The sequence below is a fragment of the Saccharopolyspora sp. MMCC62 genome, assembly GCF_057736575.1.
Genome location: NZ_JBYKCM010000009.1, coordinates 39409 through 63954, shown reverse-complemented (window position 1 = coordinate 63954; position 24546 = coordinate 39409). Strand labels below are relative to the sequence as shown.

The following is a 24546-nucleotide window of genomic DNA, read 5'->3' as shown; positions in this document are numbered from 1 at the left end:
ACCGGCGCGGCGCGGTGCCCGTTCGGCGCACCGGTCCGCCCGGGTGACGCCCCCGTCCGATAACTTCGGAGCGGGTACGGCGGTGCACGGGCGACACGGGCAGGGCGGCATGACCACTTCGGAGACGGGGCTCGACCGGGTGCTGGGCGCGAAGACGGGGGAGGCGCTCGAATCCTCGCTCGGACTGTCCACTGTGGGCGACCTGCTGCGGCACTACCCGCGCCGCTACGCCGAACGCGGGGAGCTGACGGCCATCGCCGGGCTGGAGCTCGACGAGCACGTGACGGTGCTGGCGAAGGTGGACCGCGTCTCCAAGCGCAGCATGCGCTCCCGCCGCGGCACCATCGTGGAAGCCCGCATCACCGACGGGCACCGCTCGTTGACCTGCACGTTCTTCAACCAGGCCTGGCGGGAGCGGGAACTGCTACCGGGCAGGCAGGGCATGTTCGCCGGGAAGGTCACCGCCTACCGCGGCTCGTTCCAGCTGTCCCACCCCGAGTACCAGCTGTTCGACTCGGACGACCCGGACCAGGCCGGTTCGGCGGTGGAGGAGTTCGCGGGCGCGCTGATCCCCGTCTACCCGTCCGCGCAGGGACTCCCGTCCTGGTCCCTCGCCCGCTGCGTGCGCCAGGTGCTCGACACCTGGGACGGCGCGGACGATCCGCTGCCGGAGGAGCTGCGCGCCGAGCACCGCCTGCTGGGCCTGGAGACCGCGCTGCGCAAGATCCACCGGCCGAAGGACCACGCCGAGGTCGCCGCCGCGCAGAACCGGCTCAAGTGGGACGAGGCGCTGGCGGTGCAGCTGGTGCTGGCGCGGCTGCGCGAATCGGCGCACGAGAACCCGGCCCCGGCGTGCCCGCGGCGCGAGGACGGGCTGCTCGCCGACTTCGACGGCAGGCTCCCGTTCCAGCTGACCGCCGGGCAGGCCGAGATCGGCACCGAGATCGCCGCCGACCTCGCCGCCGAGCAGCCGATGAACCGGCTGGTGCAGGGGGAAGTGGGTTCCGGCAAGACCGTCGTCGCGCTGCGCGGCATGCTGCAGGTCGTCGACGCCGGACGGCAGGCCGCGATGCTCGCCCCCACCGAGGTGCTCGCCGCCCAGCACGCCCGGTCCCTCGCGGAACTGCTCGGCGACCTGAGCACCGCCGGCGAGCTCGGCGCCCCCGAGCGGGCCACCCGCATCACCCTGCTCACCGGTTCGCTGCCCGCCGCCGCGCGGAAGAAGGCGCTGCTGGAGGCCGCGTCCGGCGAAGCGGGCATCGTCGTCGGCACGCACGCGCTGATCCAGGACCGGGTGTCGTTCGCCGACCTGGGCCTCGTCGTCGTCGACGAGCAGCACCGCTTCGGCGTGGAGCAGCGGGACGCGCTGCGGGCCCGCGGCGGCTCCGAATCCGCGCCGCACGTGCTGGTGATGACCGCGACGCCGATCCCGCGGACCGTCGCGATGACCGTGTACGGCGACCTGGAGACCTCCGCGCTGCGCGAACTGCCCAGCGGCCGCTCGCCGATCAGCACCAGCGTGGTGCCGGTGGCGGAGAAACCGGCGTGGCTGGACCGGGCGTGGCAGCGCGTCCGGGAGGAGGTCGCCGCCGGGCACCAGGTGTACGTGGTGTGCCCCCGCATCGGCGACGACGAGCAGAACCCGCCGAAGAAGGGGAAGAAGAAGCCGCGCACCGACGACGGCGTGGAAGAACCGGAGGACGCGGGCGCCGGCACCGACGAGCGCCGCCCGCCGCTGGCGGTGCTCGACGTGGCCGAGCGGCTGAGCACCGGCCCGCTGTCCGGGCTCCGGCTGGGCGTGCTGCACGGCAGGCTCGCCGCCGACGACAAGGACGCGGTGATGCGCGCGTTCGCCGCGGGCGAGCTGGACGTGCTGGTGGCCACCACCGTCGTCGAGGTCGGCGTGAACGTGCCCAACGCGACCGTCATGGTGATCATGGACGCGGACCGGTTCGGGGTGAGCCAGCTGCACCAGCTGCGCGGCCGCGTCGGCCGCGGCTCGGCCCCCGGGCTGTGCCTGCTGGTGAGCGAGGCGATGGCGGGCACCTCCACCCGGGACCGGCTGGACGCGGTCGCGTCCACCACGGACGGTTTCGAATTGGCTCGGTTGGACTTGGAGCTGCGTCGCGAGGGTGATGTGCTCGGTGCTGCGCAGTCCGGTCGTCGTTCGGGGCTCAAGATGTTGTCGTTGCTGCGGGATGAGGACGTCATCGCCGAGGCGAGGGATGCCGCGCAGCGCTACGTCGCCGATGATCCGTCGCTGCGTGCGCACCCGGGTCTGGCGCGGATGGTCGGCGAGGTCGTCGATGAGGGGCGCGCCGGCTACCTGGAGAAGAGCTGACCGGCGCCACCCGGCGGTCCCGGCCGCGGGGTGGTCCAGTGGCGGGGTGGTCCAGTGGTGGCGTGGCCCGGCCGGAGCGGTGGATCATGTTCCCGATCTTGCCGTATCGGGAAAATCGAGGATTTTTCTTTTCCGCAGGTCTTGTGCGACCTCGACGTCCTCGCAGGTCATTACGGTCGGATGACGTGGGTCACCCCATGATTCTCTCGTCAGGCGGAATTTTCGCGGTACCGTTTCGGGACCGTCCGACACCTGTCCAGGAGGTAGCCGGCATGTTTCGCAAGGTCCTCGTCGCCAACCGTGGCGAAATCGCGATCCGAGCCTTCCGCGCGGGCTACGAGCTCGGCGCGGGCACCGTCGCGGTGTTCCCGCACGAAGACCGCAACTCGCTGCACCGCTTGAAAGCCGATGAGTCCTACGAGATCGGCGAACCAGGGCACCCGGTGCGCGCCTACCTCTCCGTGGACGAGGTCATCAAGGCGGCGCAGACCGCGGGCGCCGACGCCGTCTACCCCGGTTACGGGTTCCTCTCCGAGAACCCGGACCTGGCGAAGGCCTGCCACGACGCGGGCATCACCTTCGTGGGGCCGAGCCACGAGATCCTCGAGATGGCCGGGAACAAGGCCACCGCGGTGGCCGCGGCCCGCGAAGCCGGCGTACCGGTGCTCGACTCCTCCGCGCCCTCGTCGGACATCGACGAGCTGATGTCGGTCGGCGAGACGATCCCGTTCCCGGTGTTCGTGAAGGCCGTCGCCGGTGGCGGTGGCCGCGGGATGCGCCGCGTCGCCGAGTTCGACGGGCTCCGCGAAGCCCTGGAAGCCGCGATGCGGGAAGCCGAATCCGCCTTCGGCGACCCCACGGTGTTCCTGGAGCAGGCCGTGGTGAACCCGCGGCACATCGAGGTGCAGATCCTCGCCGACGCGACCGGCGAAGTGATCCACCTGTTCGAGCGGGACTGCTCGGTGCAGCGGCGGCACCAGAAGGTCATCGAGATCGCGCCCGCCCCGAACCTCGACCCCGAACTGCGCGAACGCATCTGCGCCGACGCCGTCGCCTTCGCCCGCAAGATCGGGTACGTGAACGCGGGCACCGTCGAATTCCTCGTCGACGAGCAGGGCAGGCACGTGTTCATCGAGATGAACCCGCGCATCCAGGTCGAGCACACCGTCACCGAAGAGGTCACCGACGCCGACCTCGTGCAGTCCCAGATCCGCATCGCCGCGGGCGAGACCCTCGCCGACCTGGGCATGACGCAGGACTCGGTGCGGTTGCGCGGCGCCGCGCTGCAGTGCCGCATCACCACCGAGGACCCCACCAACGGGTTCCGGCCGGACACCGGCATGATCAGCGCCTACCGCTCGCCGGGCGGCGCGGGCATCCGGCTCGACGGCGGCACCGCGTTCGCGGGCACCAGCATCAGCCCGCACTTCGACTCGATGCTGGTGAAGCTGTCCTGCCGCGGCCGCGACTTCGGCACCGCCGTGGCCCGCGCCCGGCGCGCCCTCGCCGAGTTCCGCATCCGCGGCGTGGCCACGAACATCCCGTTCCTGCAGGCGGTCCTGGAGGACGACGACTTCGCGGGCGGCCGGGTCACCACCTCGTTCATCGAGGAACGCCCGCACCTGCTGACCGCGCGGCACTCCGCCGACCGCGGGACGCGGCTGCTGAACTACCTGGCCGACGTGACGGTGAACCAGCCCAACGGGCCGCGCCCCACCGCCGCCGACCCGGTGTTCAAGCTGCCCGAGGTCGACCTGAGCGCCCCGCCGCAGGACGGCTCCAAGCAGCGGCTCACCGAACTCGGCCCGGAGGGCTTCGCCCGCTGGCTGCGGGAGTCCGACGCCGTCGGCGTCACCGACACCACCTTCCGCGACGCCCACCAGTCGCTGCTGGCGACCCGGGTGCGCAGCAAGGACCTGCTGGCCGTCGCCCCGCACGTGGCGCGGATGACGCCGGAGCTGCTGTCCCTGGAGTGCTGGGGCGGCGCCACCTACGACGTGGCGCTGCGGTTCCTCGCCGAGGACCCGTGGGAGCGGCTGGCGAAGCTGCGCGAAGCGGTGCCGAACATCTGCCTGCAGATGCTGCTGCGCGGGCGCAACACCGTCGGCTACACGCCTTACCCGACCGAGGTGACCGAGCACTTCGTGCAGGAGGCCACCGACACCGGTATCGACATCTTCCGCATCTTCGACGCGCTCAACGACGTCGAGCAGATGCGCCCCGCCATCCAGGCGGTCCGGGACACCGGCAGGTCCGTCGCCGAAGTGGCGCTCTGCTACACCGGTGACCTGCTGGACCCGGCCGAGAAGGTCTACACGCTGGACTACTACCTGCGGCTGGCCGAGCGGATCGTGGAGGCCGGGGCGCACGTGCTGGCCATCAAGGACATGGCCGGGCTGCTGCGCGCGCCCGCCGCCGCCGAGCTCGTCACCGCGCTGCGCCGCGAGTTCGACCTGCCGGTGCACCTGCACACCCACGACACGCCGGGCGGGCAGCTGGCCACCTACCTGGCGGCGGTGCAGTCCGGGGTGGACGCGGTCGACGGGGCCGCGGCCTCGCTGGCGGGCACCACCTCGCAGCCCGCGCTGTCCTCGGTGGTCGCCGCCACCGACCACACCGACCGGGCCACCGGGCTCGACCTGCGCTCGGTGTGCGACCTGGAGCCGTACTGGGAGTCGGTGCGCAAGGTCTACCAGCCGTTCGAGGCGGGCCTGGCCGCGCCCACCGGCCGCGTGTACCGGCACGAGATCCCCGGCGGGCAGCTGTCGAACCTGCGCACCCAGGCCGTCGCGCTCGGCCTCGGCGACAAGTTCGAGGAGATCGAGGCCATGTACGAGGCCGCCGACCGGATCCTCGGCAGGCTCGTCAAGGTCACCCCGTCCTCGAAGGTCGTCGGCGATCTCGCGCTGCACCTGGTCGGTGCCGGCGTCGACCCCGCCGACTTCGAGGCGGAGCCGCGCAAGTTCGACATCCCGGACTCCGTCATCGGCTTCCTGCAAGGGGAACTGGGCGAGCCGCCCGCGGGCTGGCCGGAGCCGTTCCGCACCCGCGCGCTGGAAGGGCGCACCGGGGGCCGGAAGGTCGCCGAGCTCACCGCGGAGGACCGCACCGGGCTGGAGGACGACCGCCGCGGCACCCTCAACCGGCTGCTGTTCGCCAAGCCCACCAAGGAGTTCACCGAGCACCGCGAGGCCTACGGGGACACCTCGCTGCTGCGCAGCAAGGACTTCTTCTACGGGCTGCGGCCCGGCGAGGAGTACTCGGTCGACCTCGAACCGGGCGTGCGGCTGCTCATCGGCCTCGAAGCGATCAGCGAGCCCGACGAGCGCGGCATCCGCACCGTGATGGCCATCCTCAACGGCCAGCTGCGGCCCATCCAGGTGCGGGACCGCTCGGTGGCCACCGACCTGCCGGTGGCGGAGAAGGCCGACCGCGGCAACCCCGGCCACGTGCCCGCCCCGTTCGCCGGGGTGGTCACGCTCGCCGTCGCCGAAGGCGACGAGGTCGCCTCCGGGCAGACCATCGCGACGATCGAGGCCATGAAGATGGAGGCCGCGATCACCGCACCGCAGGCGGGCCAGGTCAAGCGGCTCGCCATCGGCCGGGTGCAGCAGGTGGAGGGCGGCGACCTGATCGCCGAGATCGGGTAGTCCGGCACGACCTCCGGTGGGGGGGGGGGGGGAGCCCCCCCCCCCCCCCGGCGGGTGGGGGGCGGGCGTGGGGGGGGGGGGGGGGGGGCCCGCCCCCCCCCCCCCCCCCCCCCCCACCGCTGCGTTCGGGGCGCTGCGTTCGGGGTGCTGCGTTCGGGATGTCGCGTTCGAGGGTTCCGCGGTCGGGGTTCCCGTGGTCGGCGTGGCGCGACCGCAGCGTCGTGCGCTGCGGGATCGGGCGGGTACCGTGACCGCACCGCGCGTCGCGGCCGGTTCCGGGACCGCGGGTCGGGTGCAGAGCCGCACCCGGGCACGAGCGACGGAGGAACCGTGCGGGAGCTGCCCAGAGGCGCCGACATCAGCAGGGCCAGCGCGGCCCGGATCTACGACTACGGCCTCGGCGGGTCGCACAACTTCGAGGTCGACCGCAAGGTCCTCGACGACATCAAGCGGATCTTCCCCGCCACGCCGCAGCCCGCCCTCGACAACCGGGCGTTCCTCGGCCGCGCGGTGCGGTACTGCCTGCGGGCCGGAATCCGCCAGTTCCTCGACCTCGGCTCCGGGATGCCGGCCGTCGGCAACGTGCACGAGATCGCGCAGCAGGGCGACCCGGCGGCGCGCGTGGTCTACGTGGACGTCGACCCGGTCGCCGTCGCGTGCAGCCGCGCGCTGCTCGGCGGAGATCCGCGCACCACCGTGCTGCAGGCCGACATGCGCGAACCGGAGACGATCCTCGGCCACCCGGAAGCGCTGCGGCTGCTGGACTTCGCGGAACCCGTGGCGGTGCTGATGGTCGCGATGGCGCACTACCTCACCGACGAGGACGACCCGGCGAGCGCGCTCGCCGCCTACCGCAAGGCGATGCGCCCCGGCTCGCTCCTGGTGTTCTCGCACATGACCGCCGACGACCACCCCGAGGTGCACCGCACCGCGGAGACGTTCAACGCGGGCGGCTCGGAGCGGCTGGTGCTGCGCTCCAAGGACGAGATCACCGCGCTGCTGGCCGATTTCGAGTTCGTCGAACCAGGCTTGGTCCACCCCGCGGACTGGCGGCCGGACGGCCCCCTCGCCCCGGACCACGTCCCCTCCGAAGCCGCCTGCTACGCCGCCGTCGCCACCCCGCGGAGCTGACCGGTCGGTCCGGAAATCCTTGCGCGGCAAGGACTGCGCGTCCCCGAAGTCCGGAATATCCGTTGCCGGACGGAAGTCGTGGGGCTGATGTGGTGAACGTCTTGGTATGAAAGCGCGTTCCTGCGACCGCAATGTGTTCGAACCCCTGTGCCTGTGGCACGGTGGAGTGAACTGCGAAAGCAGGAAGGACGTGAAGCCCATGCGCAACGTGAACAAGCGCCTCGGTCGGGCGGCCACCGTGGCCGCCCTGGTCGCCGGCGCGGCGCTCACCGGCACCGCCGCCTACGCGGACGCCGGGGACGTGACGCCCTGCCAGGCGACGGCGAAGGCCTGCGTGGACCTGTCGTCGAAGCAGGCGTGGCTGCAGGAGAACGGCCAGGGCTTCTACGGGCCGGTGCCGCTGACCTCCGGGAAGGCCGGCTCGGAAACCCCCGTCGGCACCTTCCGGGTGCAGTGGAAGGACGCCGACCACCGCAGCTCCGAGTTCGACAACGCACCGATGCCGAACTCGGTGTTCTTCACCACCACCGGGGTCGCCTTCCACGAGGGCAGCCTCGAGCAGGAGTCGAACGGCTGCGTGCACCTGTCCACCACCGCCGCCAAGAAGTTCTTCGACAGCCTGAACCCGGGCGACGAGGTCCAAGTCGTGCAGTGATCCAGGACCACGAGCAGGGGCGGCATCCGCACGGGTGCCGCCCCGCTTCGCGTCCGGAGGCCCGCACCGGCGCCGCCCCGGCCGGTGCGAAGATGGGGCGGTGACACGGATCGTGGCGGGCAGTGCGGGCGGCAGGCGGATCGACGTGCCGCCGCGCGGCACCCGCCCCACCTCGGAGCGGGTCCGCGAGGCCGTGTTCAGCGCGCTCGAAGCGGCCGTGGACCTGGACGGGGCGCGGGTGCTCGACCTCTACGGCGGCTCCGGGGCGCTCGGGTTCGAAGCGCTCTCCCGCGGCGCCGCGCACGCCACGTTCGTCGAAGCGGACCGCCGCGCCGCGCAGATCATCCGGCGCAACGCCGGGACCCTCGGCTTCCGGCAGGTCGCCGTCGAGCAGGCCAAGGCGGAGACCGCGCTGGCCACCCCGCCCGGGGAACCGTACGACCTGGTGCTGGCCGACCCGCCGTACGACCTCGATCCGGCCCGGCTGGCCCAGGTGCTGACCGCGCTGGCCACCGGCGGCTGGACGGCGCCCGGCGGGCTCGTCGTGCTGGAGCAGTCCACCCGCAGCGGCGAGCCGGCCTGGCCCACGCCGCTGACGGCCGACCGCACCCGCCGCTACGGCGACACCGCGGTGCACTGGGCGTTCCTGGAGGACGCGCTCCCGGAGGACCGGGCACTCCTGGAAGGTCAGGCGCCCCTGGACGACCGCGAGTCCCAGGAGGACGTCCCGAGGCTCCCGGAAGGCGAGCGGCGGCCCGGCTAGCAGCCCGGATCGGGCGGGTCCGATCGGGCGGTGACCCGTGCCACGTCCGGCCTGAGGCGGACGGAACCCGGTGCTAACGTCCGGCCTCATGAGACGTGCCGTGTGTCCTGGCTCCTACGACCCGGCCACCAACGGCCATCTCGACATCATCGAGCGGTCCGCGGGCCTGTTCGACGAGGTGGTCGTCGCGGTCCTGGTGAACAAGAGCAAGCGCAGCCTGTTCACCGTGGAGGAGCGGCTGGACATGCTCCGCGAGGTCACCGAGCCGTGGCCGAACGTGCGGATCGACTCCTGGCACGGGCTGCTGGTGGACTACTGCCGGGAGAACGACATCTCGGCGATCGTCAAGGGCCTGCGCGCGGTCAGCGACTTCGACTACGAGCTGCAGATGGCGCAGATGAACCAGCGGCTGTCCGGGGTGGAGACCCTGTTCATGTCGACCAACCCGCTCTACAGCTTCCTGGCCAGCTCCCTGGTCAAGGAGGTCGCGACCTACGGCGGGGACGTGGCGAGCCTGGTGCCGCCGAAGATCGAGCAGCGGCTGGTGGCCCGCGTCGCCGAGCGCAACGCCGAGAACTCCTGACGCCCGCCGGTGCTCAGCCGGTGAGGTCCAGCTTCATCCCCACGTGGCTGTGCTCGAAGCCCAGCCGCGCGTAGAACCGGTGCGCCCGCTCCCGCGAGACGTTGCTGGTGAGCTGCAGGATCCGCGCCCCGCGCCCGCGGGCCTGCTCGACGGCCCACCGCACCATCTCCGCGCCCAGCCCGCGCCCGCGCTGGTCCTCCCGCACCCGCACCGCCTCCAGCTGCGCCCGCGTCGCGCCCGCGTGCGAGAGGCCCGGGATGAACGTGAGCTGCAGCGTGCCCACCACCTCGCCCGCCCGGTCGGCGACGGCGAGCAGCTGGTTCGGGTCGGCGTCGATCGCCGCGAACGCCGCCGCGTACGCCGGATCGCCGGGGCGCTCCCGCAACCGGCCCAGCGGGTCGTCGGCGAGCAGGTCCACGATCGCGGCGAGGTCGGCTTCGACGGCGCTGCGGAGAACGGGAGATGTCATGGGCCGACCGTAGGACCACGTGCGGGTGAACTGTGCGTCCACCCGGCTTCGTGTTCACGACAAGCCTCCAGCTGATCATGGCCGCGGGTTAGCGTCCGGGCATGAAGATCTCGTCGAAAGCCATGAACATCCTGCTGGCCGGTGTGCTCGCCGTCGCGGGCCTGTTCGGCGTCTCGGTGACCGCGCTGTCGGCCGACCCGGTCGGCGTCGGCACCCACCAGGTCGCCGCGGCCGAGTGCGGCGACACCTCCGGGTTCGACGCGGTGAAGCTCTCCGCGCTGCCCGCCGAGGCCTCCGACACCGTGGACCTGATCAACAAGGGCGGCCCGTTCCCGTACCCGCAGGACGGCGGCACGTTCAGCAACCGCGAGGGCATCCTCCCGGACTGCGCCAGCGGTTACTACAAGGAGTACACCGTCGAGACCCCGGGCAGCGACGACCGCGGTGCGCGCCGCTTCGTCGTCGGGGAGAACGGTGAGTTCTTCTACACCGACGACCACTACGAGAGCTTCTCCATCACCGACATCAACGGCTGACCTCCCGGTCACCGCTTGCGGGCCGCTCGTCCTCCGGGGCGGGCGGCCCGTTCGCGTTCCGGCGGCTCGAAACGGGACACGCGCGGCGAGGTTCTCCACTTCGGGCGAGTCCGGCGGCACACTGGTGATCGGCCGACCCGTGATCCCCGGGGCCGGGGTCTGGTGTCATGCTTGCCGCTCCGGACGGCTACGACGGCAGGGAGATCGAGGTGTACCGGGTTTTCGAGGCGCTGGACGAGCTCGTCACGATCGTGGAGGAGGCGCGCGGGGTACCGATGACCTCGGGCTGCGTCGTTCCCCGCGGCGACGTGCTGGAGCTGCTCGACGACGTGCGGGACGCGTTCCCGCAGGAGCTCGACGACGCCCAGGACGTGCTCGACCACCGCGACGACGTGGTGTCCAAGGCCGAGGCGCAGTCCGGCAAGGCGATAGGGGACGCCAGGTCCGAAGCGGACCGCACCCTGTCCTCCGCCCGCGCCGAGGCCGAGCAGCTCGTCGCCGACGCCCAGGAGCAGGCCGACCAGCTCGTCGCCGACGCCCGCGCCCACGCCGAGGAATCGGTGACCGCGGGCCGCCGCGAGTACGAGGACTACGTGGGCCGCGCCCAGTCCGAGGCCGACCGCATGGTGCAGGCCGGCCGCGCCGCCTACGACCAGTCCGTGCACGAAGGCCGCTCCGAGCAGGCCCGGCTGGTCGCCGACACCGAGGTCGCCCAGGCGGCGCACGCCGAGGCGCGGCGCATCACCGAAGCCGCCCAGGAGGACGCGGAGCGGCTGCGCAGCGAGTGCGACGCCTACGTGGACGCCCGGCTCGCCGACTTCGAGGACCTGCTCAGCCGTACCCTGCGCACCGTCGGCAAGGGCCGCCAGCAGCTGCGCAGCCCGGTCGGGGTTCCGTTCGACTACGAGGAGTCCCGGCACGGCGCGCCCACCTACGAGGAGAACTGACGCCGCCACCCACCTGCGGCCGGGGCGATTCCGGGTGGTCGCGGGCGTGGCGTACGCTGGGCGCTCGTCCAGCCGTCGGCTGGTGCAGTGCCCCATCCCTTCACCTCGACGAGATTCGTGATGTCCCAGAACCGTGATGCAGCAAGTGCCGCCCCGCAGGTCGGCCCGTGGGTGATCGACACCCGCGAGCTCGGCCACCGCGCGGGCAGCAGCCGCAGCTTCGACCGCAGCGCCCCGGCGCCCGCCGGTTTCGGCCTGGAGATGATCGGAGTGCCGGAAGGCGACCCCGTCCAGCTCGACGTGCTGGCGGAGTCGGTGGTGGAAGGGGTGCTGATCTCGGGCACCGCCACGGCGGAGTTCACCGGTGAGTGCGCGCGCTGCCTCGACCAGTTCTCCGAGGAGATCGAGATCGAGCTGCGCGAGCTGTACGCCTACCCGGACAGCACCACCGAGGCGACCACCGACGAGGACGAGGTCAGCCGCGTCGTCGACGATCTGATCGACCTGGAGCCCGCGGTGCGGGACGCGATGCTGCTGACGATGCCCACGTCCCCGGTGTGCAGTGAGGACTGCGAAGGTCTCTGCACCGGGTGCGGGGTGAAGTGGGCCGAACTCGGCTCCGATCACACCCATGAGACGATGGACCCTCGCTGGGCCGCGCTGCGTGAGCGGTTCGGCGGGAACGAAGAGGAGAACTAGTCGTGGCCGTCCCCAAGCGCAAGATGTCCCGCTCCAACACCCGGCACCGCCGGTCCCAGTGGAAGGCCACCGCGCCGACCCTGGTGCAGTGCTCGAACCGGGCCTGCCGGGAGCAGAAGCTGCCGCACGTCGTCTGCCCGGCCTGCGGCCAGTACGACGGCCGCCAGGTCGTCCAGCCCGCCTGACGCGCGCGGATCGCGGAGTGGGGGGAAAGCAGTCCCGGAACCGCGTTGCGGACCGGGCCCCGTTGATGTCAGCGCTCGGCGTCGAACTCGACGCCGAGCTGCTCACGCTTGCCCTGACGCACCGCTCCTACGCGTACGAGAACGGTGGTCTGCCGCCGAACGAGCGGCTCGAGTTCCTCGGCGACTCCGTGCTGGGCCTGGTGATCACCGACCGGCTGTACCGGGAGCACCCGGACCTGCCGGAAGGTCAGCTGGCCAAGCTGCGCGCGAGCCTGGTGAACATGCACGCGCTGGCCGGAGTGGCCCGGACCCTCGGTGAGGGCGGGCTCGGCCGGTACCTGCTGCTCGGCCGCGGTGAGGAGCTCACCGGCGGTCGGGACAAGGCGAGCATCCTGGCGGACAGCCTGGAGGCGGTGCTCGGTGCGGTGTACCTGGAGAACGGGATCGACGTCGCCAGGGACCTCATCTACCGCCTGTTCGGCGCGCTGCTGACCGAGGCGCCGCAGCGCGGTGCCGGGTTGGACTGGAAGACGAGCCTGCAGGAGCTCACCGCGGCCGCCGGGCTGGGTGTGCCGGAGTACCGGGTGCAGGAACGCGGACCTGATCACCGCAAGGAGTTCAGCGCGTTCGTGGCCGTGGCGGGCGACACCCTCGGCGAGGGTGACGGCCGGACCAAGAAGGAAGCCGAGCAGAAGGCCGCCGAGGCGGCGTGGCGCTCGTTGTCCGAGCGGGAGCAGAACGCTCAGGACCAGGCCGACCAGACCGGCGAGTCCGGGGCGGACGAGTCCGCCGCGAGCGCTTCCGGCGACGGTGCGGCCCGCGACGGCGATACCGCGTGATCGTCCAGCGGTAGAGCGGTTTTCACTGCCGGTCGAGCGGTGGAACCTCCGGCGGCTCCGGCCGCCGCGGGATCCTCTGCTCGACCGGTTTTTTCGCGCGCTGCGGCGCGCACGTCGATGTTCCGCCGCCGTCGCGCGGCGAGTCCCCGCGGTGCCGAGAGGTGGGCGCGTGCCCGAGTTGCCCGAGGTCGAGGTGGTCCGGCGCGGTGTCGCCGAGCACGTGACCGGACGAACCGTGTCCGCAGTGGAGGTCCTGCACCCGCGCGCGGTGCGCAGGCACGTCCCCGGGCCCGACGACTTCGCGGCCCGGCTGGTCGGCCGCACCGTGCGCGGCGCGCGGCGGCGCGGCAAGTACCTCTGGCTGGTGCTGGACGAGGACGCGGCGCCGCAGGCCACCGAGTTCGTCGGCACCGCCGACGCGCCCGGCGAAGCGGTGCTGACCCACCTCGGCATGAGCGGCCAGCTGCTGGTGCAACCGGTCGGGACCGCGGACGAGAAGCACCTGCGGGTGCGGTTCGCGTTCGCCGACGGCGGTCCCGAGCTGCGGTTCGTGGACCAGCGCACCTTCGGCGGGCTCAGCCTGGCCGACCAGGTGGCGGTCGACGGGGTGCTGCTGCCGACGCCGGTGGCCCACATCGCGCCGGACCCGCTGGAGGAGGCCTTCGACCTCGACTCGGTGGTGGCGAAGCTGCGGTCGCGGCGCACCGGGGTGAAGCGGGCGCTGCTCGACCAGAGCCTGATCTCCGGGGTCGGCAACATCTACGCGGACGAAGCGCTGTGGCGGGCGAAGCTGCACTGGGCGCGGCCCACCGCCACGCTGACCGGCCCGGAGGTGCGGGCGCTGCTCGCCGCCGTCACCGAGGTGATGGGGGAGGCGTTGCAGGTCGGCGGCACCTCGTTCGACGCGCTGTACGTCAACGTGAACGGCGAGTCCGGCTACTTCGACCGGTCGCTCGCGGTGTACGGCCAGGCCGAGCGGCCCTGCCCGCGGTGCGGGGCGGTGGTGCGGCGGGACGCGTTCATGAACCGCTCGTCCTACACCTGCCCGGTGTGCCAGCCGGAACCCCGCAACGCGCACCGCTGACGCGGGCGGGCCCCTCGGCTGCTGCGTGAACCGAGGGGCCCTGGACCAGTGCCACGCTCGAGCGGTGTTCGCTGACCCGAGCGTCGGCTACCCGGGGTGGCGCGGGGTGAATCACGCGGGCCGGGGTGGATCGTGCCGGCCGAGCCGGGTCGTGCGGGCCGGGGCGGACTAGCGGGAGCCGGGGATCTCGCCGGTGGTGGCGATCCGCTCGGCGACGTCCCGGAGCTTGACGTTGGTGTGCTGCGAGCTGGTGCGGAGCACGTCGAAGGCCTGGTCCGCGGAGATCTTGTAGCGCTCCATGACGATGCCGAGCGCCTCCCCGATGAGCTGGCGGGTGGCGACCGCCGAGTGCAGCTGCGCGTCGACGCGGGCGGAGGAGAACGCGACCGCGGCGTGCGAGGCCATGATCCAGCCGATCAGCTCGGAGTGGTCGGTGAAGGCGCCGGGCCGCGAGGAGTAGAGGTTCAGCGCGCCCAGCTCGTCCTCGTCGGTGAACAGCAGGAAGCCCATCATGCTGCCGATGCCGAGCTCCCGGGCCTTCGCCGCGTAGCGGGGCCAGCGCGTCGTGCCGGTCATGTCGGCGATGCGGTAGGCCTGCTCGCGGTGCTGGGCGGCGTCCAGGCACGGCCCTTCGCCCAGCTCGACCTGGAACCGGTCCGAGTCGCCGACCAGGTCGTCCGTCACCGCGAGGGTCTCCACGCGGCGCCGCTCGCCGCCGCCGTGCAACGTCATGATCCCGGCGTGCTCACAGCCGTCCACCAGCGCGACGGCGTGCCGGCAGATGCGGTCCAGGGTGGGTTGGACGCCGTCCTGGGCGAGCAGGTCCCGCGACATGGTGGCCAGTGCGACCGCCAGTTCTTCGGCTCCGTTGCGCAACGCACCTCCCGAGGTGGACGACCATCCCTCGCCCCTACCCGTTCCCGAGCATCGCGACACCCGCCCGGTCGATGCGGAGCAGGACGGTGCCGTGGGCGGGGACGTCGGCGGCGAGGGGCCCGGTGGTGCCGTCGGTGAGGTTCCGCGCCCGGTGCGGCCCGGCGGGGAGGCCCAGCTCGGCGGGATCGGCGGTGATGCGGGCCGGGGTGTCGGCGCGGTTGTAGAGGGCGATGGCGGTGCCGTCGTGCAGCGGCTTCGCCCAGACCTGGTGGTCGCCGCCGCGGACCTGGCGGGCCGCCGCGCCGAGCGGGTCCTGGTCGACGGCGATCAGCTCGGGATCGGTGAGCAGCGCGCGGTCCGCCTCGCTCATCGTCCGGGGGTCGTTGCCCGCGATGAGCGGGGCGGCGAACATGGCCCACATGCTCAGGTGGGTGCGCTCCTCGTCGGGGGTGAGCCCGGCGTAGCCGTTCACGCCGTGCACGCCGACCTCCAGCATGTCCGGATCGTTCCAACACCCCGGGCGCACCCGATCCGCAAGTCCATTGTGGACTTCGATGATGTTCCGCACGCCCATCGGATGTGCGTTGCGGTTCCCGGAATCCCACACCGGCTGGATGTCCTCGGTCGTGCGCGCCAGGTGCGCGACCCCGCACCAGCTCTCGGATTCCCCCGGCTCGCCGGGGAAGTTGCTGTTCGGGTTGGTGCTGAAGACGATCGGCCTGCCGGTGGCGGCGAGCGCGTCGCGCATCGCGGTGAACGCGGCGCGCACGTTCCGGGTGGAACCGCCGCCGGAGCACCAGTCGTACTTGAGGTAGTCCACGCCCCAGGACGCGAAGGTGCGGGCGTCCTGCACCTCCCGGTCACCGCTGCCGGTCGCGCCCGGGTACGCGCCGGTGCGCTGCGCGCAGGTCCGCACGTTCGGCGACAGGTAGATCCCGAACCGCAGGCCCCGCGCGTGCAGGTAGTCGCCGAGCGCCGCCATGCCGCCGGGGAAGCGGGCGCGGTCGGCCCGCAGGTTCCCGGCGGCGTCGCGCTCCGGTTCGTACCAGCAGTCGTCCACGACGACGTAGCGGTAGCCGGCGTCCCGCATCCCCGACGCCACCATCGCGTCCGCCACACCGCGGATCTTCGCCTCGTCGATGTCGCAGCCGAAGGTGTTCCAGCTGTTCCAGCCCATCGGCGGGGTGGCCGCGGGCGGCACCGGAAGTGGTGCCGCCGCGGCGGTGTCCCGCGGTGGGGCGCTGGTGCCCGCGAGCGCGAGCACGGCCAGCAGGGCGAGCGCGACGCTCGGCACCCGGCGAGCGGTCCTCCCGGTGGCCGCCGGCATCAGTGCCGGTTCGCGCAGTCGTAGAGCCGGGTCGGCGCGTCCTCCCCGCCGGTGCCGGTCGTCGCCCCGCCGGTGCCGGTCGTCGCCGCTGCGGTGCCGCCGTAGTCGGCCGGGTCGACGGCGGTGCAGTGCGCGGCGACCCAGGCCATCGACTCGTCGACGACGCGGGTGTCGACGTCCTCGCCGGTGCTCCGCACCCCGGAGCTGCCGTTGGTCCACACGAAGCGCAACCGTCCTTCCTCGACGTAGGTCCGCAGCCGGTCGACGGTGGGGGCCGGGTCGTTGCCGTTGTAGCCGCCGACGGCCATCACCGGCTCGCCGGTGTCCAGGATGATCGGTGCGGCCACCATGGCACCGACGACCGCGACCAGCCAGGTCTCGCCCTGGTGGTGGTCGGTGAGGTAGCGGACCACCTCGTCGCTCACCTCGGAGCTCTGGCCACCGGGACCGCGGCGGCCGTCGCCGGACGTCCGGGCGTTCTGGCCGTCCGCGTTCTGCCCGTTCGGGTTCTGCCCGTTCTGGCTCTGCCCGTTCGGGTTCCGGCCGTCCGAGCTCGTGCCGTCCGCGTTCGGGTCGGCCGAGTCCTGGCCGCTGGAGTCCTGCCCGTCCGCGTCCCGGCCGCCCGCACCCCGCCCGTCGGCGCCCGGTCCACCGCGCCCGTCCTGGCCGGGACCGCGCTGGCCCCGGCCCGGACCGCCACCGCCGGGACCGCCGCCCGGGCCGCCCTGCGCGGTCGGTCCGGCGGACGGGAACGTCGCCTGGATGGGCGTGCTCAGCGGGGTCAGCGCGTAGGCCGTCGGCCCGGACAGCACCGCGATCAGCCCGGCCAGCAGCGCCGCCAGCCCGAGCTTCGCCCGCCGCATCCGCCGCTCCCGGGGGAACGCGAGCAGCAGCACCAGCACCAGCACCGAGACCGCGGTGAGCACCGCGATCAGCGGCGGCAGCCAGCCGATCCAGTCGGAGTCCAGCAGCGCGCACGCCCACGCCCCGGTCGCCGCGATCGACAGCGGCAGCAGCGCGCCCCACCCGGTCGAGACCCGGAACAGCCGCACCATGCACACCACGCCGATGCCGGTCACGGCCGCGAGCGGCGCCGCCAGCGCCACCGTGTAGTACGGGTGCCAGATGCCGGAGGCGAAGGTGAACACCGCCGCGGTCACCAGCAGGGTTCCCAGCCACAGCAGGAGATCCGCGCGCTGCGCGCTGTGCGCGGGCCGCCGCCGCAGGTACACCAGCGCGGCGATCGCGCCGCACAGCGCCAGCGGGAACAGCCAGGAGATCTGCCCGGCCACCTGGTCGCTGATCAACCGGGTGAGGCCCTCGTCGCCCCCGCCGGGTCCGCCGCCCATCCCGCCGGGTCCGCCCCCGCCGGGCGGCATCCCGCCGGGCATCCCGCCACCGCCGCCTCCGCCGGTCATCCCGGGCGACATGATGTGGTTCTGCCCGAGCACCCGCCCGATCCCGTTGTAGCCGAGCAGCAGGTCCAGCACCGTGTTGTCCGTGCTGCCGCCGATGTAGGGCCGCGAGGCGGCGGGCACGGCGTCCACCGCGACCAGCCACGCGGCGCTCACCCCGGCCAGCACCAGCCCGGCGACGCCGAGGTTCAGCAGCTTCCGCGGCCACCGCGGCCGGGCCGCGACCAGGTACACCACCGCGATCACCGGGACCACGAAGTACGCCTGCAGCATCTTCGCGTTGAACGCGAGCCCGATCGCCACCGCGCTCCACACCAGCGGCACGAGCTTCCCGGAGCGGATCGCGTTGGAAGCGCCCCAGATCGCCAGCACGGTGAGCAGCACCAGCAGCCCGTCCGGGTTGTTGTGCCGCGCCATCGCCACCGCGATCGGCGTCACCGCCAGCGCCAGCGCCGCCAGCAGCCCGGCGGCGTGCCCGAAGGAACGCCGCACCAGGTGGTGCACCACGGCCACGGTGAGCACGGCGAACACGGCCTGCGGCACCAGCAGGCTCCACGTGCCGAACCCGAAGACCCGCGCCGACAGCGCCTGCACCCACAGCGCCAGCGGCGGCTTGTCCACGGTGATGAACGAGGCCGCGTCGAGCGAGCCGTAGAAGAACGCCTTCCAGCTCTGCGTCATGCCGAGCACCGTCGCCGAGTAGTACGTGTTCGCCCACTCGTTGATCGACAGCGCCCAGGTGTCGAGCACCGCCGACACCGCCAGCACCGCGATCAGCGCCGGCCGCGCCCACGCCGGGTCCGCCCTCCTGCCCAGCACCCACCGGGCCGCCCGGGACCGTTCCTGCTCCACCGCGTCACTCCTCTGCTCGCCGTCGCCCCGACGGTGGACGGCGAAGCTGGGAATCGGCTGGACGTCCGGTGCGAGCACTCCGGCCGGTCCGGCGCCCGTTCGCGCAGCACCCGGCACCCCGGGCGGTGCGCGGGCGCGCGCGACGGGCCCGGATTCCCAGCGAACTCCCACCCAGCGCCTAGGCCCTGGACAACCCGGCGGTGCTTCATGGAACCCGGGTCGCCAGAGCTGCCGACCGTGATGTCAGGAGCGGGAGAACGTGGGAAAGGGATGAACGTGATGCCGCAAGGAAGTGTCGATACCGCGCGCCGGGGGGCGATGGCGCGCGAGACGGCGACGGTCGATCTGGTGATCCCGGTCTACAACGAGGAACGGTCGCTGCCGGGGTGCCTGCAGGTGCTCCAGCACCACCTCGAGCACGAATTCCCGTTCTGCTGGACGATCACGGTCGTCGACAACGCCAGCACCGACGGGACGCTGCGCGTCGCCCACGAGATGTCCGAGTCGATGCCCAACGTGCGGGTGCTGCACCTGGACCGCAAGGGCCGGGGCCTGGCGCTGCGCACCGCGTGGGGTTACAGCGACGCGGACGTGGTGGTCTACATGGACGTGGACCTCTCCACCGGGCTGGACGGGTTGCTGCCACTGGTGGCGCCGCTGGTCAACGGGCATTCGGACCTGGCCATCGGGTCCCGGCTGGCGCCGGGTTCGCGCACCATCCGCGGGGCGAAGCGGGAGTTGATCTCGCGGGCCTACAACAAGGTGATCCGCTGGACGCACGGCGCGCGGTTCTCCGACGCGCAGTGCGGGTTCAAGGCGGCGCGCACCGACGTGATCCGGCCGCTGCTGCGCAAGGTCGAGGACGATTCCTGGTTCTTCGACACCGAACTGCTGCTGCTGGCCGAGCACAACGGGCTGCGGGTGCACGAGGTGCCGGTGGACTGGGTCGAGGACGTCGACACCCGCGTCAACGTCACCAAGACCGCCACCGACGACCTCGCCGGGCTGCTGCGGGTGGCGCGGGCGAAGCTGACCGGTGCCGCCACCGTCGAGGGCCTGCCGCGGCGACCGGAACCGCGCGCCGCGCACCCGCAGGCGGTGCTCGCGGAGCGGGAGAACGGCCTGCTGTGGCAGCTGTTCTCCTTCGGCATCATCGGCATCCTGTCCACAGTGGCCACGTCGGTGCTGTACGCGCTGCTGCGGTCGTGGTGGCCGCCGCTGGTGGCGAACCTGGTGGCGCTGACCGTGACGACCCTGTGGAACACCGAGGCGAACCGCCGGTTCACCTTCGTCGGGCGGGCCGCGTCCTCCGGGCGGGTGCACGTGCAGGGGCTGGTGGTGTTCGCCCTGTACTACGTGGTGACCTCCGGCGCGCTGCTGGCGCTCGACGCCGCGGTTCCGGACGCCTCCCGCTGGCTGGAAGTGCTGGTGCTGATCGCCTCCTCGGTCGTCGGCACCGCGCTGCGCTTCGTACTGCTGCGGTCCTGGGTGTTCCGCCCGAGGACGCCGCAGCCCACGCCCGTTCCCTCCTCCGAAAAGGAAGCAGCATGACCACGGTCGCACTCGGCGCACCCGCAGCGGACGCCGTCGACGCACCCCGGCGGAGGCGGTGGCAGCCGTTCGCGCTCGGCGCGATCTGCCTGCTCGCCGCGGTCCTCTACGCGTGGGGGATCGGTTCCTCCTGGGGCAACACGTACTACTCGGCGGCGGTCAAGTCGATGTCGCAGAGCTTCGAGAACTTCCTGTTCGGGTCGTTCGACCCGGCCGGGGTGGTCACCGTGGACAAGCCGCCGATGGCGCTGTGGGTCCAGGTGGCGTCCGCGAAGATCTTCGGCTTCAACCAGTTCGCGGTGCTGTTCCCGCAGGTCGTGATGGGCGTGGCCGGGGTGTTCCTGCTGCACCGCGTGGTGCGCCGGTGGGCGGGGGAGCACGCCGCCCTGCTGGCGGCGCTGGTCATGGCGCTGACGCCGATCACGGTGGCGATCAACCGGGACAACAACCCGGACACGCTGCTGGTGCTGCTGGTGGTGGCCGCCGCGTACGCGCTGACCCGCGCGCTCGCGGCGGAACGCGCCTCCCGCGCCACCTGGTGGCTGGTCGGTGCGGCCGCGCTCATCGGCTGCGGGTTCATGACGAAGATGCTGCAGGCGTGGATGCTGCTGCCGGTGTTCATCGCGGTGTACCTGGTGGGGCGGCGGGCGCCCTGGGGGCGCAAGGCGCTGGACCTGGTGGCGGCGGCGGTGACGGTGCTGGTCACCTCGTTCTGGTGGGTCGCGGTCACCGCGCTGTGGCCGTCGCCGAAGCCTTACATCGGCGGTAGCGAGGACGGTTCCGCCTGGGACCTGATCTTCGGCTACAACGGGTTCGGCCGGATCTTCGGCGGCGAGGGCAACGGTGGTGGCGGGGGCTCCTCGTCCGGCGGTGGCCCCGGCGGGGGCGGGCCCGGCGGCGGGTTCTCCGGTGAGTCCGGGCTGCTGCGGTTCGCGAACGAGCAGCTCGCCGGGCAGATCAGCTGGCTGTTCCCGCTGTGCGCGCTGGTCCTGGTCTCCGTCGTGGTGGGAGCGGTGCTGCGGCGCCGCGCCGGGGAGCCGGGCGACCGGTTCGAGGCCGCGGGCTGGGTGCTGTGGGGCGGCTGGCTGGTGTTCATCTGGCTGATGTTCAGCTTCGCCCAGGGCACGATGCACCCGTACTACACGACGATGCTGGCGCCCGCGGTCGGCGCGGTCGCCGGCGCCGGGCTGGTCCGGTTCGGACGCTCCTACCGGTCGGGCGCGGGCAAGGCGTGGCTGCTGCTGCCGCTGGGCGTGGTGCTCACCGTGGCGTGGGCGGCGGTGCTGGTGTTCCGCGATCCGGAGTGGAACGGCTGGGCCGGGTACCTGGCGATCGGGCTGGGCGTGGTGGCGGTGCTCGCGCTGCTGCTCGGCCGCGGCAGGCGCGCGGTGAGCGCGGTGGCGCTGGCGTTGTCGCTGGCCGCGGTGCTGGCCGTGCCGAGCGTGTGGTCGGCGGCGACGGCGTTCGCGTCGGACGGCGGAGGCGGCATGGGCGGGGCGAACCCGACGGCCGGTCCGTCGACCGGGATGGGCGGTCCGGGCGGTGGCGGTCCCGGTGGCATGCCGGGGCGGAGCTCGCAGGACGGGAACGCCTCGGGCCAGGATTCGCCGGGGCAGAACGCTCAGGACCAGGGCTCGCAGGACCAGAACTCGCAGGACCGGGGTTCGCGGCCCGGCGGCGGGCAGTCCCGCGGCGGTCCCGGCGGCATGAGCGGCGAGTCCCTCACCGACGAGCAGCAGTCGCTGCTGGCGTACGTGACCGCGCAGGCCGGTGACCGGGAGATCCCGCTCGCGGTCGAGGGCGGGGCGCACGGCGCGAGCTCCTACATCATCAACAGCGACGTCCGGGTCATCGGCATGGGCGGGTTCACCGGCAGCGACGACGCGCCGTCGGTGGCGCAGCTGACCTCCTGGAAGCAGGCCGGGCAGCTCGGATTCGTGCAGCTCGGCGGCATGGGCGGTCCCGGCGGCGGTGGCCCCGGTGGCGGCGGTCCGGGCGGCACGTCCGGGCAGCGGTCCCAGAGCGGCCAAGACCAGGGCGGCCAGGACCAGGGCGGCCAGGACCAGGGCGGCCAGGACCAGGGCGGCCAGGACCAGGACGGGAACGGCCGCTCGCAGGGCGGCGGGATGCCCGGCGGCCAGGGCGGTGCCGCCACCGAACGCCAGGAGTGGGTGGAGCAGAACTGCACCCTGGTGGACGCCGCCACCTACGGGGGCACCGCCTCCGAGCAGGACGGCCAGTCCGCCGGCGGTCTCTACGACTGCCGGGGCTGAGCCCCCGCCGCCGGGCCCGCGCGCAGGCCCGGCGGTGGTCCGGCCGCGGCGCCCCGGACCGCGTTCGACGACGAACGCGCCGGGGCGTCCCGGCGCCGGAAGACCCGCCGCTCCCGGTCCGCAGATCGTTCCCAGCATCCGTCCAGCGAGTGCCCAGCAGAGTGAGAGATCCTTGCCCCGTGGTTGATGCGAAGGCGCCGTCGGCGCGCGTACTGGTCGTCGATGACGAGCCGAACATCCTGGAACTGCTCACCGCCGCCCTGCGGCTGAGCGGTTTCGAGGTGCGCGGTGCCGCCAGCGGAGCCGAGGCGTTGCGCGCCGCGGGCGATTTCCGCCCGCACATCGTGGTGCTGGACGTGATGCTGCCGGACCAGGACGGTTTCACGGTGGCGCGGCGGCTGCGCGAGGACGGGGACGCGGTGCCGGTGCTGTTCCTGACGGCGCGGGACGCGGTGGAGGACCGGATCGCGGGGCTCACCGCGGGCGGCGACGACTACGTGACGAAGCCGTTCAGCCTGGACGAGGTGGTGCTGCGGCTGCGCGCGATCCTGCGCCGCGCCCAGCCGGCGCAGGTCGCCGAACCGGATTCGCGGTTGCGCTACCAGGACCTGGAGCTGGACGAGGAGACCTACGAGGTGCGCCGCGCCGGGCAGCTGGTGAACCTGTCGCCGACGGAGTTCAAGCTGCTGCGCTACCTGCTGATCAACGCGGAGAAGGTGGTCAGCAAGGGCCAGATCCTGGACCGGGTGTGGAACTACGAGTTCGGCGGGGACAGCCGCATCGTCGAGTCCTACATCAGCTACCTGCGCCGCAAGGTCGACTTCGTCCAGCCCGCGCTGATCCACACGATCCGCGGCGTCGGCTACGTGCTGCGCATCCCGCCGGAGGAGCGCGCCCGATGCTGACCCGGATGCGGCGGTTCACCCGCACGTTGCGCGGCAGGTTGCTGCTGCTGCTGATCGGCGCGACGCTGACCGGCCTGGTGGCGATGGGGTTCGCCAGCCAGCTGCTGCTGCGGGATTCGCTGATGGACAAGCTGGACGGGCGGCTGCACGAGATGGCGCGCCCGTGGCTGGACGGCCACCCGCGCCCGATGCCGAGCGGCGGACCGGACGAGCACGGTTCGGCTCCGCGGCTGCCCACGGACTTCCGGGCGCTGCTGTTCGACGAGAACGGCGACCTGTGGTCGATCTCGGGTCCGACGGAGACCGATCCGCGGCAGCCGATGCTCCGCAGGCCGGGCCCGGTCGGCGAGATCATCACGGTGCCGGACCGATCGGGCGGCGCGGACTGGCGGGTGCTGACCGAGGCGCGGCCGGACGGCGAGACGGTGGCGCTGGCGCTGTCCACCGGGGACGTCACCCAGACCCTGCAGTGGCTCACCATCATCGAGCTGGTGGTCGGCGGGATCGTGGTGGTGCTGCTGGCGGCGGCGTCGATGGTGACGGTGCGGCTGGGCCTGCGGCCGCTGACCCGCATCGAGCACACCGCGCACGCCATCGCCACCGGCGACCTGGAGCGCCGGGTCGCCGACCAGGACCCGAGCACGGAGACGGGCAGGCTGGGCGCGGCGCTGAACACGATGCTGGGCAGGCTGGTGGCCGCGTTGCAGCAGCGGGAGCAGTCCGAGCACCGCCTGCGCCGGTTCGTCGCGGACGCCTCGCACGAGCTGCGCACCCCGCTGACCTCGATCCGCGGTTTCGCCGAGCTGTACCGGCGCAGCGACTCGCCGGGGGAGCAGGACGTGCGGATGATGATGTCCCGCATCGAGAGCGAAGCGGTGCGGATGGGCGCGCTGGTGGAGGACCTGCTGCTGCTGGCCCGGCTGGACCGCGAGCGCACCATCGACCTGGTGGACCTGGACCTGGTGCCGCTGGCCACCGACATCGCGGGCGACGCGCGGGTGCGGGACACCGGCCGCGAGATCGAACTGGTGGCGCCGGAGCGCGCGGTGCGGGTGCTGGGCGACGGCCCGCGGCTGCGGCAGGTGCTGACGAACCTGATGACGAACGCGCTGGTGCACACGACACCGGGCACGCCGGTGCGGGTGGAGGTGGCGCACGGTTCGGTGCGCGACGGGGTGTTCGCGGCGGGAGCGCCGGTGCGGCCGGGGACCGCGATGGGCGTGGTGTCGATCAGCGATGCCGGACCGGGGATCCCGCCTGCGCACGCGCAGCGGATCTTCGACCGGTTCTACCGGGTGGACGACGGGCGGGAGCGCTCGGAAGGCGGCACCGGCCTGGGCCTGGCGATCACCGCGGCGATCGCGGAGGCGCACAACGGCCGGGTGGAGCTGTCCACCGGCCCGACGGGGTCGACCTTCCGGCTGCTGATCCCGTTGAGCTGACGCGCGAACGCCCCCACCGGCAC

At 72.9% G+C, this 24546-nt stretch carries 20 protein-coding genes; 16 read left to right on the top strand and 4 right to left on the bottom strand.

Going from position 1 to position 24546, the window contains the following annotated elements:
• Positions 1-109 precede the first annotated feature (109 nt).
• The 6 genes from recG (at position 110) to coaD (ending at position 9123) form a co-directional block, all read left to right on the top strand.
• Positions 110-2341 carry an ATP-dependent DNA helicase RecG gene (gene recG, locus AC29IT_RS20955; protein ID WP_358437697.1) on the top strand — a complete coding sequence of 744 codons (2232 nt, stop codon included), beginning with the start codon at positions 110-112 and terminating at the stop codon, positions 2339-2341.
• Between the two features lie 272 nt (positions 2342-2613).
• Positions 2614-5991 carry a pyruvate carboxylase gene (locus tag AC29IT_RS20950; protein WP_358437699.1) on the top strand — a complete coding sequence of 1126 codons (3378 nt, stop codon included), beginning with the start codon at positions 2614-2616 and terminating at the stop codon, positions 5989-5991.
• A 330-nt stretch (positions 5992-6321) separates the two neighbouring features.
• On the top strand, positions 6322-7122 hold the full coding sequence (locus tag AC29IT_RS20945) for an SAM-dependent methyltransferase (protein WP_488219885.1): 801 nt from the start codon (positions 6322-6324) through the stop codon (positions 7120-7122).
• 199 nt (positions 7123-7321) lie between these two features.
• Entirely contained in the window at positions 7322-7777 is a 456-nt protein-coding gene (locus tag AC29IT_RS20940) for a L,D-transpeptidase (protein WP_488219981.1), read from the top strand.
• A gap of 100 nt (positions 7778-7877) precedes the next feature.
• Entirely contained in the window at positions 7878-8540 is a 663-nt protein-coding gene (gene rsmD, locus AC29IT_RS20935) for a 16S rRNA (guanine(966)-N(2))-methyltransferase RsmD (RefSeq protein WP_358446066.1), read from the top strand.
• Between the two features lie 88 nt (positions 8541-8628).
• Entirely contained in the window at positions 8629-9123 is a 495-nt protein-coding gene (coaD, locus tag AC29IT_RS20930) for a pantetheine-phosphate adenylyltransferase (protein WP_358446064.1), read from the top strand.
• Positions 9124-9136: 13 nt separating this feature from the next.
• Here the strand turns inward: coaD and AC29IT_RS20925 are convergent, their stop codons facing one another.
• The gene (locus AC29IT_RS20925) at positions 9137-9592 is read right to left on the bottom strand and encodes a GNAT family N-acetyltransferase (protein ID WP_358446061.1); all 456 of its coding nucleotides are present in this window, start codon (positions 9590-9592) and stop codon (positions 9137-9139) included.
• Between the two features lie 101 nt (positions 9593-9693).
• On the opposite strand from AC29IT_RS20925, the gene AC29IT_RS20920 reads away from it, so the two are divergent.
• From AC29IT_RS20920 to mutM, 6 genes are all read left to right on the top strand, one after another.
• Positions 9694-10128 (top strand): guanyl-specific ribonuclease, encoded by a 435-nt coding sequence (locus AC29IT_RS20920; protein WP_358446058.1) that lies wholly within the window; start codon positions 9694-9696, stop codon positions 10126-10128.
• 209 nt (positions 10129-10337) lie between these two features.
• Positions 10338-11075 carry a DivIVA domain-containing protein gene (locus AC29IT_RS20915; protein ID WP_358446073.1) on the top strand — a complete coding sequence of 246 codons (738 nt, stop codon included), beginning with the start codon at positions 10338-10340 and terminating at the stop codon, positions 11073-11075.
• A 120-nt stretch (positions 11076-11195) separates the two neighbouring features.
• Entirely contained in the window at positions 11196-11774 is a 579-nt protein-coding gene (locus AC29IT_RS20910; RefSeq protein WP_358446055.1) for a YceD family protein, read from the top strand.
• A gap of 2 nt (positions 11775-11776) precedes the next feature.
• Positions 11777-11959 carry a 50S ribosomal protein L32 gene (rpmF, locus tag AC29IT_RS20905; RefSeq protein ID WP_184481814.1) on the top strand — a complete coding sequence of 61 codons (183 nt, stop codon included), beginning with the start codon at positions 11777-11779 and terminating at the stop codon, positions 11957-11959.
• A 65-nt stretch (positions 11960-12024) separates the two neighbouring features.
• The gene (rnc, locus tag AC29IT_RS20900) at positions 12025-12798 is read left to right on the top strand and encodes a ribonuclease III (RefSeq protein ID WP_358446052.1); all 774 of its coding nucleotides are present in this window, start codon (positions 12025-12027) and stop codon (positions 12796-12798) included.
• A 169-nt stretch (positions 12799-12967) separates the two neighbouring features.
• Positions 12968-13882, top strand: a complete 915-nt coding sequence (gene mutM, locus AC29IT_RS20895; RefSeq protein ID WP_358446049.1) for a bifunctional DNA-formamidopyrimidine glycosylase/DNA-(apurinic or apyrimidinic site) lyase — start codon at positions 12968-12970, stop codon at positions 13880-13882.
• Positions 13883-14050: 168 nt separating this feature from the next.
• Here the strand turns inward: mutM and AC29IT_RS20890 are convergent, their stop codons facing one another.
• The 3 genes from AC29IT_RS20890 to AC29IT_RS20880 are packed head-to-tail and all read right to left on the bottom strand — an operon-like array spanning position 14051 to position 18352.
• Positions 14051-14758 (bottom strand): GAF and ANTAR domain-containing protein, encoded by a 708-nt coding sequence (locus tag AC29IT_RS20890; protein WP_488219884.1) that lies wholly within the window; start codon positions 14756-14758, stop codon positions 14051-14053.
• A 34-nt stretch (positions 14759-14792) separates the two neighbouring features.
• The gene (locus tag AC29IT_RS20885) at positions 14793-16052 is read right to left on the bottom strand and encodes a glycoside hydrolase family 27 protein (protein WP_488219883.1); all 1260 of its coding nucleotides are present in this window, start codon (positions 16050-16052) and stop codon (positions 14793-14795) included.
• A gap of 32 nt (positions 16053-16084) precedes the next feature.
• Positions 16085-18352, bottom strand: coding sequence for an ArnT family glycosyltransferase (locus tag AC29IT_RS20880; RefSeq protein WP_488219882.1), 2268 nt, complete (start codon positions 18350-18352; stop codon positions 16085-16087).
• Positions 18353-18631: 279 nt separating this feature from the next.
• Between AC29IT_RS20880 and AC29IT_RS20875 the strand changes: the two genes are divergently transcribed.
• From AC29IT_RS20875 to AC29IT_RS20860, 4 genes are all read left to right on the top strand, one after another.
• Entirely contained in the window at positions 18632-19903 is a 1272-nt protein-coding gene (locus tag AC29IT_RS20875) for a bifunctional glycosyltransferase family 2/GtrA family protein (protein ID WP_488219881.1), read from the top strand.
• Positions 19900-22176 carry an ArnT family glycosyltransferase gene (locus tag AC29IT_RS20870; protein WP_488219880.1) on the top strand — a complete coding sequence of 759 codons (2277 nt, stop codon included), beginning with the start codon at positions 19900-19902 and terminating at the stop codon, positions 22174-22176. The genes AC29IT_RS20875 and AC29IT_RS20870 overlap by 4 nt, the downstream gene beginning before the upstream one ends.
• Before the next feature lie 179 nt (positions 22177-22355).
• The gene (locus AC29IT_RS20865; protein WP_488219879.1) at positions 22356-23081 is read left to right on the top strand and encodes a response regulator transcription factor; all 726 of its coding nucleotides are present in this window, start codon (positions 22356-22358) and stop codon (positions 23079-23081) included.
• A complete protein-coding gene (locus tag AC29IT_RS20860; protein ID WP_358446031.1) occupies positions 23075-24523 on the top strand; it encodes a sensor histidine kinase in 1449 nt (482 codons plus the stop codon). The genes AC29IT_RS20865 and AC29IT_RS20860 overlap by 7 nt, the downstream gene beginning before the upstream one ends.
• The last annotated feature ends 23 nt before the right edge of the window (positions 24524-24546 follow it).